This window comes from Flavobacterium sp. RHBU_24 (genome assembly GCF_046613695.1).
Classification (GTDB): Bacteria; Bacteroidota; Bacteroidia; order Flavobacteriales; family Flavobacteriaceae; genus Flavobacterium.
In genome coordinates, this window is sequence record NZ_JBKJHD010000001.1 from 391043 (window position 1) to 403727 (window position 12685).

The 12685-nt window shown below is 46.7% G+C and carries 15 protein-coding genes; all 15 read left to right on the plus strand.

All coding sequences use genetic code 11. The features are described from left to right. Window positions 1-235: 235 nt before the first annotated feature. Entirely contained in the window at window positions 236-928 is a 693-nt protein-coding gene (locus ACLI09_RS01820; RefSeq protein ID WP_411417871.1) for a hypothetical protein, read from the plus strand. Between the two features lie 50 nt (window positions 929-978). Beyond that, window positions 979-1818 (plus strand): helix-turn-helix domain-containing protein, encoded by an 840-nt coding sequence (locus ACLI09_RS01825; protein ID WP_411417872.1) that lies wholly within the window; start codon window positions 979-981, stop codon window positions 1816-1818. A gap of 2 nt (window positions 1819-1820) precedes the next feature. Further along, window positions 1821-2513, plus strand: a complete 693-nt coding sequence (locus ACLI09_RS01830) for a hypothetical protein (RefSeq protein ID WP_411417873.1) — start codon at window positions 1821-1823, stop codon at window positions 2511-2513. Window positions 2514-2586: 73 nt separating this feature from the next. Next, complete coding sequence (locus ACLI09_RS01835) at window positions 2587-3132, plus strand: hypothetical protein (RefSeq protein WP_411417874.1); 546 nt, start codon at window positions 2587-2589, stop codon at window positions 3130-3132. 114 nt (window positions 3133-3246) lie between these two features. Then, the gene (locus ACLI09_RS01840) at window positions 3247-3561 is read left to right on the plus strand and encodes a DUF4134 domain-containing protein (protein ID WP_411417875.1); all 315 of its coding nucleotides are present in this window, start codon (window positions 3247-3249) and stop codon (window positions 3559-3561) included. Between the two features lie 4 nt (window positions 3562-3565). Next, entirely contained in the window at window positions 3566-3877 is a 312-nt protein-coding gene (locus tag ACLI09_RS01845) for a DUF4133 domain-containing protein (protein ID WP_411417876.1), read from the plus strand. A gap of 11 nt (window positions 3878-3888) precedes the next feature. Next, a complete protein-coding gene (locus tag ACLI09_RS01850; protein ID WP_411417877.1) occupies window positions 3889-6357 on the plus strand; it encodes a TraG family conjugative transposon ATPase in 2469 nt (822 codons plus the stop codon). A 10-nt stretch (window positions 6358-6367) separates the two neighbouring features. Beyond that, entirely contained in the window at window positions 6368-7054 is a 687-nt protein-coding gene (locus tag ACLI09_RS01855; RefSeq protein ID WP_411417878.1) for a conjugal transfer protein TraI, read from the plus strand. 12 nt (window positions 7055-7066) lie between these two features. Next, complete coding sequence (locus ACLI09_RS01860; RefSeq protein WP_411417879.1) at window positions 7067-7684, plus strand: hypothetical protein; 618 nt, start codon at window positions 7067-7069, stop codon at window positions 7682-7684. Further along, complete coding sequence (locus ACLI09_RS01865; protein WP_411417880.1) at window positions 7681-8316, plus strand: TerB family tellurite resistance protein; 636 nt, start codon at window positions 7681-7683, stop codon at window positions 8314-8316. Before ACLI09_RS01860 ends, ACLI09_RS01865 begins: the two co-directional genes overlap by 4 nt. A gap of 11 nt (window positions 8317-8327) precedes the next feature. Next, complete coding sequence (gene traJ, locus ACLI09_RS01870) at window positions 8328-9506, plus strand: conjugative transposon protein TraJ (protein WP_411417881.1); 1179 nt, start codon at window positions 8328-8330, stop codon at window positions 9504-9506. Further along, window positions 9493-10137, plus strand: coding sequence for a conjugative transposon protein TraK (gene traK / locus ACLI09_RS01875; RefSeq protein WP_411417882.1), 645 nt, complete (start codon window positions 9493-9495; stop codon window positions 10135-10137). Before traJ ends, traK begins: the two co-directional genes overlap by 14 nt. Before the next feature lie 112 nt (window positions 10138-10249). Next, window positions 10250-10612, plus strand: coding sequence for a hypothetical protein (locus ACLI09_RS01880; RefSeq protein WP_411417883.1), 363 nt, complete (start codon window positions 10250-10252; stop codon window positions 10610-10612). Further along, a complete protein-coding gene (gene traM / locus ACLI09_RS01885) occupies window positions 10596-11831 on the plus strand; it encodes a conjugative transposon protein TraM (RefSeq protein ID WP_411417884.1) in 1236 nt (411 codons plus the stop codon). Before ACLI09_RS01880 ends, traM begins: the two co-directional genes overlap by 17 nt. 11 nt (window positions 11832-11842) lie before the next feature. Continuing rightward, complete coding sequence (traN, locus tag ACLI09_RS01890) at window positions 11843-12670, plus strand: conjugative transposon protein TraN (protein WP_411417885.1); 828 nt, start codon at window positions 11843-11845, stop codon at window positions 12668-12670. The last annotated feature ends 15 nt before the right edge of the window (window positions 12671-12685 follow it).

The following is a 12685-nucleotide window of genomic DNA, read 5'->3' on the forward strand; positions in this document are numbered from 1 at the left end:
AATTAGCCTAAAACCTCGTTAAGAAAATCATAAGGCCGGTATAAAAAAGCAGGTGTAATTCCGGAATTACACCATTTTTATACCGGAACGGTGCTGGTAATTTGTTGTAAGGCAGATTCTTGCGGGATAGTTTTGTTACTGAATTCATCACATAGGGAACGTAAAAATTTCCTTGTTCTGCTCCCCGGGCGAATGGAACTGAAGAACTGATTCAGTAACATTAACTTTTACTACAATGAAACTCATTACTTCACTATTTGTATTTTCTATATTGGCCGGCTGTTCTACGGATGATCCGCAACCGGCTACGGCTACTTATAAAAATGATTTTTACAAAAAAACCGGCAACTCTGTAAATGCTACGGGTAATACATATGCCCAGGCAGGAGTGGTGTACCAGGAAATGCTTGATGCCTATTTCCTTCTGCCTGATATACCGGGCAATTTGCAACAGGTCATTGGACGTGCGGAAAACATTGCTTTCCTAAATCCGGGATTTATAACATTAGACTCCGCCTCACCTTATCAGCCTCTTGAAGCGTCGGATTTCACTCCCTACCTTCAGGGGGGAACCATTGAGGGGTTGCTGTCACAGGGCTACAGCAACCAGGCGAGGGAAATCCTGATCGCAATGGCTTCAGAACTTGAGCAAATGAAAGCCCAAAACCTTCCTTTCCAAGACGTAGCGGCATTTTTCAAGGAATCTGATGGTAACATAGCCAGTGATTTATCGCTGGCAGCTTCCGAAAAAAATGCAATGCTTGCTACAACCGCCATCATCTGCAATGCCCTAGATAATGACAGGAAAAGAAAACGAAGGGACAGGGACTGGGAATGGATGACGACTCATTACGCTGCTACTGCCAATGCCGCCCTTGAATCAGTACCTCAGGCAATGATAATGTCATTTGTTATTGATGTCTACTAATTATTATCCCGGAGCAAGAGCCTCCGGGATTTTCATTTAATACGGATAATTTGAAAGGAAATAGTAAAAATACAGACACCATCAGCGTCAGGCAAATCAATTTGTCTCCGCCGGCAATTACCTTCGCTTTCTATTATCGCGGTGTAAGGACACATGCCCTTATAACTGTTGTTCAGGGGGAGGTTGAGCTAATGGATAAAGACGGTTCATATACCGCATCCGTGCAGGAAATACATTATCTGAATTCTGACTGTATGATCAAGAGTAATTCCTGCGAGCCACCTTGTTTATGGCTATTGAGCTTTACTGAGGATTTTGCCCTTTCCGCCCTTTATGCGGTCAATAGATCAAATATAAAGTTTTTGGACAGCCAGCACTATCCCATGTCAGCGGACAAGGAATCTTTCAAAACAATTATCTCATTGCTGGAATTGCTTGACAGGCATCATTCTAGTACCCGGGAGAATTCTTTTACAATCTCTATCCTGGCATTTAACCTCATCCTTAGCAGTCTGGAAGAATTACATCATTTCTCGCTTATAGGCAGGCCAGAACGGCTCCGGCGTACGGAGATAACCGCAATACAGTTCTTCAGGCTGGTGGAAGATTGTGTTACCGAGCATCACGACGTCGGCTTTTATGCAGGAAAGCTTTGCATTGAACAGGGCCATATGGCTAAAATAATTAAAAGTGTGACGGGCCGCACGCCCAAGTCCATTATAGATGATGCTGTCATCCGGTTAACTAAGCAAATGCTGCATGCTTCTACTTCAAGCATATACAGCATAGCAGAAGAGTCCGGTTTTAAATCCTCATCTGCTTTTATAAATTTCTTTAAGTCGCACTGCGGTTACACACCACAGGAATACCGTAACAGAAAAACCAAGTAGCTATGCGAATAGTTCGAACGTACTCTTTGGAATGGCTCGATTCCCTTGTCTCTGTTACCCTTAATCCGGATAAGCCTTTCCTGTCCAAACTGGATAAAGATACCATTGGGGCTTTGCTTGAAAAGGTGCCGCTGGAAGCCCTGCAGGTGCAGACCGAACTAACATTGCAGATTTTTGCAGTCGATAAGGAAAGTAAGGTTAGGCACATAGTTGGCAAGTATCATGTTACCTTCAATGCCCTTGCAGAAAGCATACTTTCCTATCGTGACCATCCCTCCTTCAGGGCGGATAGCATGCAGGCTCTGGTTGAAATCATAGCAGCCAGCCTCAACGAACTGTGCCAGTTTATTGAGAAGCGCTTTGCGGCTTACCTGACAACCCTGCAAAATCCTTTTCCCATTTCCACAGCTTCGAAAATTGAAAAGGAGTCTACTGAGTCCAGGAGCAAGGTACTTTGTATGTTATCAGCCGACCAGCTCGCACTTCTGCTCCGGGCTGCTGATGAATCGCAGCTTGTTAAGGCACGCTCGATGAATGCTGTATTTAAATATATTATCCCCCACCTTTCCACTCCCAACAAAGCCGACCTTTCGCCTAATGCTGTACGGAGTAAAGCCTATCATCCGGAGGAGGCAGACCGTGAGGCAGCCATTGATGCTTTGCAAAAACTGATTAAGAAAATCCAAAGCTACTGAGGAACAACTTGGGGAACAACTGCAAGTTGTTCTTTTATGGTTTAAAAAGGTTGGGTACATTCGTTACTGTAAAATGAGTTTTAACGGCGATGCCGCAATGATAGTTGAGAATGTTGAACGAATACCAATGCTTATGTTTACAGAAATTACCTGGGCAATGTACCTTAGGACAGTTGCAGCCCTTTTGTTCATTTATTACATGATCCTCATCCTAAAATTTTACCTTCCGCAATTTAGTGCTTCCCTACGGGGAACATCGGCAGGGGCAGTTGCACAGGGCAGCTTTAATCCTGCCGGGGCGCATGCAGAGCGGTTAACCGAAGCCGATGCGCGCCTTGCATCTTCCGGGTCGTTCACAGCACCTGAGACCGGGAATGATTATGACGTCATTGAAGAAATTGTGGACAGGGTAAAATCATCCCTCCAGTATGCGTCGGAAACCACTATGGAACCTAACGACGTACTTTCAAGCTTTCGGACAATACTACAGGATTACCCTTCCCTTGGCCGTTCTACCTTCAGGCCATCCATTAATGAGTTTATTGCCAGTGAAAGTGCTCAGCACGGTTACCTGACCATTACACAGGATACCGTAGAGCCGTTATGGCCTACAAAATAAACAGCGGAGGCTTTCCCCTGTCCATCCTACAGCAGCGAGAGGAAAAGTGACAGAATGAGGGGATTGGTACAGTGGAAGCCTTCGTTTATTTTACAACTATAAATCTGAAATTTTATGAAAACAAATGCAAGCAAAGCATTACGCGCAGGCGTAATTCTCTTTGTGCTGGGACTGCCATGGGCAGTAGCGGCACAGGACGGGCTGGCAGGTATCAATGAGGCCAACCAGCAGGTACGCAGCTACTTTGACGCCGGCACTGACCTGATGTATGCCGTTGGTGCAATCCTCGGCTTGATCGGAGCTGTTAAGGTCTACCAGAAGTGGAATGCCGGAGACCCGGATACCGGCAAGGTAGCTGCAGCGTGGTTTGGCAGTTGTGTCTTTTTGGTTGTCGTTGCTACGGTCATTCAATCCTTCTTTGGAATATAGCGCGATGGCAACCCTGTACAAGGTTAATAAAGGCATTAACCAATCCATAGAATTTAAAGGGCTGAAAGCGCAATATATCTGGTACCTCGGAGCGGGAATTATTGCACTGCTAATCATTTTTGCAGGGCTGTTCATACTGGGATTACCTTCCCTGCTTTGTGTCGGGCTTATAGCCGGGCTTGGAACGCTCCTCATTATAAAGACGTATTCGCTAAGCCGCAAATACGGCGAACACGGAATGATGAAGGCCTTTGCCAGGCGCCAGCTGCCTAAGGCCCTTAAGAATAGCAGCAGGCGGATGTTTATGCGAAAGTAAAAAAGAGAGTTATGGAAAAGAAATTTGAAACTGTACTTCCTATACTTGATATCCAGCAGGGGGTAATCATTTCAAGGCAGGGTGATGCTACTTTAGGATTCGCCATCGAGCTGCCTGAAATCTTTACCCTGTCCGATTCTGAATACGAGACATTTCACCACGCCTGGCTAAAGGCTATACGTGTGCTACCAAAGCATACCGTGCTGCAAAAGCAGGACTGGTTTGTGCGCAAAGGCCATAAACCAAATTTGCAGGATGGTGTGAGGAGTTTCCTGGACCGCAGCAGCGACCTTTTTTTTAATGAGCGCCCTTTCCTTGACCACAGCTGTTACCTCTTCCTGACCAAAAAGCCCGAAGGCCGAAAAAGTTCAAGTTCGCTGTTCTCAACCCTTTCCCGGCCTACACTGCTGCACAAAGATACACTTAGTGCACAGGGGTTACAGGATTTCAGGGATGCAGCGGGGCAGTTCCGCAGGATACTGGAGGACAGCGGCTTTGTAAAAGCACTGCCGCTCACTGATAATGATCTTTATAGTGAAGAACGTAAAATCGGCATACTGGAGCGTTACTGCAGCTTGGGGGAAGATAGTGACAGTTTCGTGTTTGGGGACCTTTCATTTGATGACGGGTTGCTGATCAACGGCAAGCATGCACAGCTTTATACACTCGCTGATGCTGCTGACCTTCCTTCGCTCTGCGGCCCACGCGTAACCTATGACCCTTATTCTACCGACCGCACCCGTTTCAGCGTAGGGTTCTCATCACCGCTCGGGCAGCTGTTGCCCTGCAACCATATCTACAACCAGTATATTTTTATTGAGGACAGTGCCAAAACGTTGCAGCGCATGGAAAGCAAGCGCCTTCGCCTGCAATCGCTTTCCGCCTACAGCAGGGAAAACCTTATTGCCCGCGACGCCACTAACGAATTCCTTAATGAGGCGATCAGCAAACAGCGCCTGCCGGTCAGGAGCCATTTTAACCTGCTGGTTTGGTCACAGCATAAAGACGAACTTAATGACCTGAGGAATATGGTTAGTTCGGCATTGGCGCAGATGGACGCTTCTGCTAAGCTGGAGACCGTGGGTGCGCCTCAAATTTACTGGGCAGGCATCCCCGGCAATGCCGCTGATTTTCCGATGAACGACACCTTTGACAGTTTCGCGGAACAGGCATCCTGCTTCCTGAACCTGGAGACAGGCTACCGCTCCTCTTTAAGCCCTATGGGTATCCGCCTTGGTGAAAGGCTTACCGGAAAACCCGTTCATGTAGATATCAGCGATGAGCCGATGAGGACCGGAATCATAACCAACAGAAATAAATTCATCCTTGGCCCATCAGGAAGCGGAAAGTCTTTTTTTACCAACCATATGGTGCGTAGCTATTATGAGCAGGGTACACACGTGGTGCTGGTGGATGTGGGACACAGCTACAAAGGCCTTTGTGATATGGTTGGCGGTTACTATTTTACCTACGAGGAGGAGCATCCCATAATGTTCAATCCGTTTTACATCGGAGAGGGAGACAAACTAGACACCGAAAAGAAGGAAAGCATCAAAACGCTTTTGTTGGCACTATGGAAAAAAGATAATGAAACGTACCGCCGCAGCGAGTATGTAGCCCTTTCCAATGCGTTGCAGCTTTACTATGACAAGCTTGCCAGCGATGAGTGCCTGTTCCCAAGCTTTAATACGTTCTACGATTTCCTGAAAAATGAGTTTACTGCCGTGCTGTCGCAGGATAATGTCAAAGAAAAGGATTTTGATATAAGTAATTTCCTGTATGTACTTAGGCCTTATTATGCCGGAGGGGAGTTTGATTACCTTCTGAATGCTACGGAGAACCTGGAGCTGCTACAGGAACGCCTTATCGTATTTGAGCTTGACAATATCAAGGACCACCCTATACTGTTTCCTGTGGTTACAATTATAATCATGGAGGTTTTCATCAGCAAAATGCGAAAACTCAAAGGCATACGCAAGATGATACTTATTGAAGAGGCCTGGAAGGCAATCGCTAAAGAGGGTATGGCAGAATATATAAAATACCTTTTTAAAACGGTACGCAAGTTTTTCGGTGAGGCTATTGTCGTCACCCAGGAAATTGAAGATATCATTTCTTCGCCTGTGGTAAAGCAGGCGATCATCAATAACAGTGACTGCAAAATCATGCTCGACCAGCGAAAATACCAGAACAAATTTGACCAGATACAGGAACTGTTAGGGCTTACCGATAAGGAGAAAGCGATGGTGCTCTCGGTAAACAAATCTAATGACCCCGGTAAAAGATACAAGGAAGTTTTCATTTCCCTGGGCGGGGTCCTGTCAAAAGTGTACCGGACCGAGGTGTCGCTGGAGGAGTACCTTGCCTACACCACCGAGGAGAGTGAAAAAGTGAAAGTGCAGGAATATGCCGCACGCTATGGCGGCGATATAAGAAAGGGTATTGCGGCACTGGCACAGTCCATGCGAGAATCCACTTAAATATACTATTATGAAAGTACCACTTATCAAAATGATGCTTTGCCTGCTACTGCTATGCAGTAGCGCAGAAGCAGCACCAGTAAATGCTGCGCCACCGATATTAGGGCTTATTAAAGAGGCTGTAAAAAAAGTCATAAAGGCGATGGACCTTAAAATACAAAAACTCCAAAATAAAACCATAAAACTTCAGAATGCGCAGAAGCAGATTGAAAATACGCTTTCGAAGCTGAAGCTCGAAGAGATTTCGGACTGGGCAAAAAAGCAAAAAGATCTTTACAGCCAGTACTACAACGAACTGAAAGAAGTAAAATCCGTAGTCAGCCAATACCAGCGCATCCGTGATATTACTGCCAAGCAGGCAAAACTGCTGTCGGGTTATCAGCGTACCTGGAACCTCTTACGTCAGGGTAGCCATTTTACTGATGACGAACTTGACCATATGCAGCAAGTCTATCAGGGTATACTTGAAGAAAGCATGGCTACTATGGAGCATATCTTCACAATCATTGAATCCTATGCGATGAGTATGAATGATGCTGAACGTCTGCAGCTTATCAACGCTGCCGCCGACCGTGTAGATGCAAATTATGATGACCTTCAAAAATTTAACCGCGAAAACATCATCCTTTACATCCAGAGGCAAAAAGCCCAAAATGAGGTTAATCATTCAAAGAATCTGTATGGGATTGGCAACTAAAAAAATAACGAAATGAAAAACCTACTAATTTTTATGGGGTTGCTTGTGACATGGTGCGGCGGTGCACAAGCAAAACAGGAACGGGTGATGCTCGAGCAGATCGTTTTGCTTAAAACCTATGGGGCCTACCTTTCTAAAAGCTATAAAATAGCGAAAGACGGCTTGTCCTTTATTGGGCGGATGAAAGATGGCGAGTTGCAACTGCATACGCTTTTTTATCAGGGGCTGAAACTTGTCAATCCACTGCTTAGGCATTATTCCGGTGTGGAGAAGTTGCTTACGATGGGTGCCGGTATCAGCACGATTACCACAGCCTTGGAACGTGGAGCCGATGATGACCTTTTATATGCAAATGAGAAGCAATATATCCTACGTGTCGTAGGGCGCGTCTCTGCTGATACTGCCGATGACCTTTCATCCCTGTATGAGCTACTGTCTGATGCAGCAATTGAAGCTGACGATGCAGGCAGGCTTGAGCGCATCGATGCGCTTGTGCAGGACATGGAGGGCCGTTACATTTTTATCAGGGGATTCAGCGATGAGGCCACTGCACTTTTCCTTTCCAGGAAAAGGGAACATTTGGAAACCCTGGAATCACGAAAATTGTTTAACCTAAATGACGCACCATGAGATGGATGGTCTATATTATGCTGGTAGCGTCCCTGCTGGCACCCTTGCAGAAAGCCGGTGCGCAGGGACAGGAGCTCAGGCAGCTTGCCCTGAACATTGAGAAACTAAGCCAGTTCAGGTCAATCCTAAAGGACATGAAAAAGGGCTACGAGATTTTGACTAAGGGATATAATACCGTAAAGGATTTGACGGAAGGAAACTTCAGCCTGCACAAAACCTTCCTTGACAATTTACTGCAGGTTAGCCCTTCTGTAAGAAACTATAAACGCGTAGCGGATATTATAGGTTGCCAGGTCGACCTGATGAAGGAGTTGAATACGCATAGGGTCAGGCTGAGCGGCAGCGGCCTTTTCAATTCACTTGAAATATCCTATTTCAACAGGGTGTATGAGAACCTGGTTGCCAATAGCCTTAAGGACCTGGATGAACTTACCGCTGTGCTTACCGCCGGAGAACTGAGGATGTCAGACGAAGAACGCCTGCAGGTTATTGACCGTATTTATGCTTCAGTCCAGGATAAACTGATGTTTCTGCGCGATTTTAATGCTGATACTTCCATTTTAGCCCTGCAAAGGGCTAAAGAGACCAATGACATAAAAGCCATCCGGCTACTGAATGGCATTAACCCTTAAGAATTTGCAAAATGGCTATACTAAGAAAAAAGGCTGTATTATTTACAGGCGCAGGAGTGCTATTGCCTTGTTTTGCCTACTGCCAGTCTATGGCAGATGAGATGAGTGGGCTGCATGGCCTGCTTGAGCAACTGTACGATGAGATGATACCCCTGTGCAGCAACCTGATAGGCGTAAGCCAGGGAATAGCCGGGTTTGCCGCTTTATGGTACATCGCTTCGAGGGTTTGGAGGCATCTTGCCAATGCCGAACCGATCGATTTTTATCCCCTGTTCCGTCCTTTCGTAATCGGATTCTGCATTATGCTTTTCCCGTTGGTACTTGCGATGATTAACGGTATCATGAAACCTACTGTTACAGCCACGGGCGCTATGGTCGAGGATTCCAACAAGGCAATAGAGGAATTGCTGCGCCAGAAGGAAGCGGCAATTAAGACGACAGACACCTGGCAAATGTATGTCGGGGATGATGGAAATGGTAACAGGGACCAGTGGTACAAGTATACGCACGACGGAGAAGATGCCTCGGATGAGGGACTGATCGAGGGACTTGGCAACGACATCAAGTTCGCAATGGCTAAGTATTCGTATAATTTCCGAAATTCCGTAAAAGAGTGGATGAGCGAGGTGTTGCGCGTCCTCTTTGAAGCCGCATCTTTATGCATCGATACGCTCCGTACTTTCCAGCTTGTGGTGCTGGCCATTTTGGGGCCATTGGTCTTCGGCCTCTCCGTATTTGACGGTTTCCACCACACGCTGAATGTATGGCTTGCACGCTATATCAATATTTTTCTCTGGCTTCCGGTTGCCAATATCTTTGGCAGTATCATAGGCAAGATACAGGAGAAAATGCTGCAAATGGATATTGCGCAGGTCAACGAACAGGGCGATACCTTCTTCAGCCGTACCGATGTCGCCTACCTTGTTTTTATGATCATAGGAATTGTCGGTTATTTTACCGTGCCTTCGGTTGCCAATTATATTGTCCATGCGGGCGGTGGCGGTGCCCTTGGGCAAAGGGTGACAAGTTTTTTCAGCACGTCATCCACGACTGCGGCAAGTTCTGCCTATTCAGGGGCTGAAACAGCTGTTGGGGGTTGGAAGGATATGGCAAGGGGCATGTTCAGTGATGGGGGTGCGGGCAACAATACAGACCAGTACCAGCGCGATAAAATAAATGGCAACACTTAAAAACCCTACTATGTTCCGTAAATTAAACAACATTGACACTGCTTTCAGGCATGTAAGGACTTTTACGCTTTTAACGGTATTAGCCAGCGCGGGAGTCACTGCATTTGCACTTTACAAAAGCTTTGCGACAGTGAACCGCCTGCAGGATAAAATTTATGTGCTTGCCGACGGGAAGGCAATTGAGGCCTACGCATCTGACCGAAGGGACAATATACAGGTTGAGGGCAGGGACCATGTCAGGAATTTTCACCAAAATTTCTTTACCCTTGATCCTGACGAAAAAGTGATACGACAGAACGTCTCGAAAGCACTATATCTTGCTGACAATACAGCAAAGGCGGTCTATGATGACCTCAGGGAAAACGGCTATTATGCCGGTATAATTTCCGGCAATATCAGCCAGGAAATCATTATCGACAGCATCAGGGTTGATATTGGTAGCTATCCTTATCATTTCCGGTGTTATGCAATCCAACAGATAGTCAGGCCAACAACTACCGTAACGCGCCTGCTGGTCACTGAGGGGAACCTACGCAACGTATCACGCAGCGACAATAATCCGCATGGTTTTCTCATTGAGCGCTGGCGTACTGTTGATAACAGGGATTTAAAAATCGAGAATCGAAATTAAAATGAAAAAGAACCACACGGCAAATAGGCCGCTCATTGACGGCTACCTGCAATTGCTTTACCTACGAACCAGAGCACGATGGGCAGAATGGATGGGACGGCAGTCAATGCGTATGGGACGCCGAAGCCTGACCCTGACCTTTGCGCTTTTCATGGCCTTATCCTTTAGTTGCTGTGTCTACCTTATCATTTCGGGTAGCATCGCTTTAGGGAACAGGTACGTACTCCGCCCGGAACGTATTGTAAGTATCAGGGCACCTGATCCTGCGCCTTCAAGGTCGGTGGTGTATGATACGCTCCTGGCACAGCAACTTCTTAACTTCAGGAATTATGTTACTGCGCTACAGTCTTCGGAGAGCGGGCGCAGGCAATTGGATAGCCTGTTGACTGCAAGGCCCGGACTGCTTGACAGCGTATCGATGGCCGAATCACTAATTATAAATCAAAAAAACACTGATCATGGAAAAGGACAATAAGCTGCCTTCCGGCAGGAAAAAAAAAATACTGTTGCTGCTTCCCCTCGTGCTGCTCCCCTTTGTGACAATCCTATTTTGGGCTTTGGGAGGTGGTAGTGCAGAAGGGCATGCAACTGTTAATAAAAAGGGTTTCAACATAAAGCTTCCTTCCGCACAGCTACAGGACGACAAGGGGCTGGATAAGCTAAATTATTACGAGCAGGCTTCAACCGATTCAACCAAACTCGAGGATATGCGAAGGAAAGACCCGAACTACAGGTTCGCGGTCAATGACTCTTCCGCCGCTACCAGTCCGGGTGGCCTGAGAGCATCCGCTTACCAAAGCAGCGAGGAAACCAAAGTATACCAAAAGCTTGAAGAACTGAAGAATGCTGTCAATAAGCCCATTCGATCGATTCCGGCCGGTACTGCTGCTCCCCACGCAGAGGCCGTAAACACATCCGGATATGAAGCGCAACTGGCAGAGTTACTTGAACCAACTGATTCCGAATCGCAACCTGATTCAGAACTGCAACAGTTAAGCGGTATGCTGGAAAGTATACTTGACCTGCAATATCCTGAACGTATGGAGCAAAAGGTTAAAGAGCAATCCGCCAAGAACAGGGGCCTTGTTTATGCTGTGGGCAATGTGCAGGAGCCTGAAGTGGTTGGGTCGCTGCGAAGCGCCGATCTGGGAACTCAGGCCACGTTCGGGGCAACATTTCAGCATACGGGCTTTTACGGGCTGGAAGCCGGAAGGGGCAGCATCCAGGATAATGCCGTCAGGGCGACAGTTCCTGAAACGCAGACCGTGGTTAATGGCTCGACGGTCAAACTTTTACTTATGCAGGATATTTTTGTCAACGGCACCAAGATTCCAAAAAATACCTTTGTCTACGGAATGGCTTCCCTAAAAGGCGAACGGCTGGCAATAGAGATTACCACCATACGTTACGGCGCCTCCCTATTCCCGGTAGAACTTACCGTCTACGACCTGGATGGCATGGCAGGCGTCTATATCCCCGGGGCTATCAACAGGGACGTTGCAAAATCCTCTGCGGAGCGTTCTGCGCAGACTTTGGGTATTACGACACTTGATGATTCCTGGGGAGCGCAGGCAGCCGGAGCCGGAATCGAAGCTGCGAAAGGGCTTTTCAGTAAAAAAGTAAAGCTTATAAAAGTCACCCTGAAAGCCGGCTACTCGGTTTTACTAAGGGACGGTAAACAAAAAGAAAACTAAAACTTCATACAATGAAAAAAGTGCTATTAATCATCGTGATGCTAATTGGGCTACCCTTTACTTTCTCAGCCCAGGACTTACCAAAGGAGCTACCGGTAAACGCGTACCTTTCGATTTCAGAGACCTGTACTACGAGCCTGCTGTTTCCTTATCCGATAATAAATGTAGACAGGGGAAGCCAGGATGTGCTTGCCCAAAAACCCAAAGGTGTGGAAAACCTGCTTCAAATCAAGGCGGCGCAAGAGGATTTTATGTCTACCAACCTTACTGTAGTGACCAGCGACGGAAAACTCTATAATTTCCAGGTTTCGTACGAAACAGAGCCCCTGACCTATGCTTATGATTTCAGTTCAAATGTAAGCCCAGGGCCTGCAATGTCCGGCCAGGGCATCAACGATGCGCAGCTTGATGTTTTAGCGGCAATGGCCTTTCATGACCGCAGTCGCATCTCAATTTCAGAGCGAGATTACGAGATCGGGATTGAGGTGACCGGGATGTATATCGCCGATGATTACATCTTTTACAGGATTATGTTGCAGAACAATTCGAATATCAGTTACGTCCCCGACCATCTCCGCTTTTTGGTTCGTGACAGGAAGGTCAGCCGCAGAACTGCTTCCCAGGAAACAGAACTGCTCCCGGTGACAGTTTACCAGCCTGTGTTGAAAGTACCGGCCAAAGGCATGAAAACATTTGTTGTCGTACTGCCGAAATTCACAATCCCCTATCAAAAGGACCTTTACCTTCAACTGACCGAAAAGGACGGGGGCAGGCACCTACAACTAAAGATCAAAAACTCGAAGGCAGGTAAAGTTATACCACTTCCTTCCATTAAGTAATAATTAAAACTGATT

Coding starts and splice junctions, on each gene's coding strand:
- ACLI09_RS01880 (WP_411417883.1), top strand. CDS start 10,250: ATGGGACGCCGAAGCCTGACCCTGACCTTTGCGCTTTTCATGGCCTTA.
- ACLI09_RS01840 (WP_411417875.1), top strand. CDS start 3,247: ATGAAAACAAATGCAAGCAAAGCATTACGCGCAGGCGTAATTCTCTTT.
- ACLI09_RS01865 (WP_411417880.1), top strand. CDS start 7,681: ATGAGATGGATGGTCTATATTATGCTGGTAGCGTCCCTGCTGGCACCC.
- traM (WP_411417884.1), top strand. CDS start 10,596: ATGGAAAAGGACAATAAGCTGCCTTCCGGCAGGAAAAAAAAAATACTG.
- ACLI09_RS01850 (WP_411417877.1), top strand. CDS start 3,889: ATGGAAAAGAAATTTGAAACTGTACTTCCTATACTTGATATCCAGCAG.
- ACLI09_RS01860 (WP_411417879.1), top strand. CDS start 7,067: ATGAAAAACCTACTAATTTTTATGGGGTTGCTTGTGACATGGTGCGGC.
- traN (WP_411417885.1), top strand. CDS start 11,843: ATGAAAAAAGTGCTATTAATCATCGTGATGCTAATTGGGCTACCCTTT.
- ACLI09_RS01855 (WP_411417878.1), top strand. CDS start 6,368: ATGAAAGTACCACTTATCAAAATGATGCTTTGCCTGCTACTGCTATGC.
- ACLI09_RS01820 (WP_411417871.1), top strand. CDS start 236: ATGAAACTCATTACTTCACTATTTGTATTTTCTATATTGGCCGGCTGT.
- ACLI09_RS01845 (WP_411417876.1), top strand. CDS start 3,566: ATGGCAACCCTGTACAAGGTTAATAAAGGCATTAACCAATCCATAGAA.
- ACLI09_RS01830 (WP_411417873.1), top strand. CDS start 1,821: ATGCGAATAGTTCGAACGTACTCTTTGGAATGGCTCGATTCCCTTGTC.
- ACLI09_RS01835 (WP_411417874.1), top strand. CDS start 2,587: ATGAGTTTTAACGGCGATGCCGCAATGATAGTTGAGAATGTTGAACGA.
- traK (WP_411417882.1), top strand. CDS start 9,493: ATGGCAACACTTAAAAACCCTACTATGTTCCGTAAATTAAACAACATT.
- traJ (WP_411417881.1), top strand. CDS start 8,328: ATGGCTATACTAAGAAAAAAGGCTGTATTATTTACAGGCGCAGGAGTG.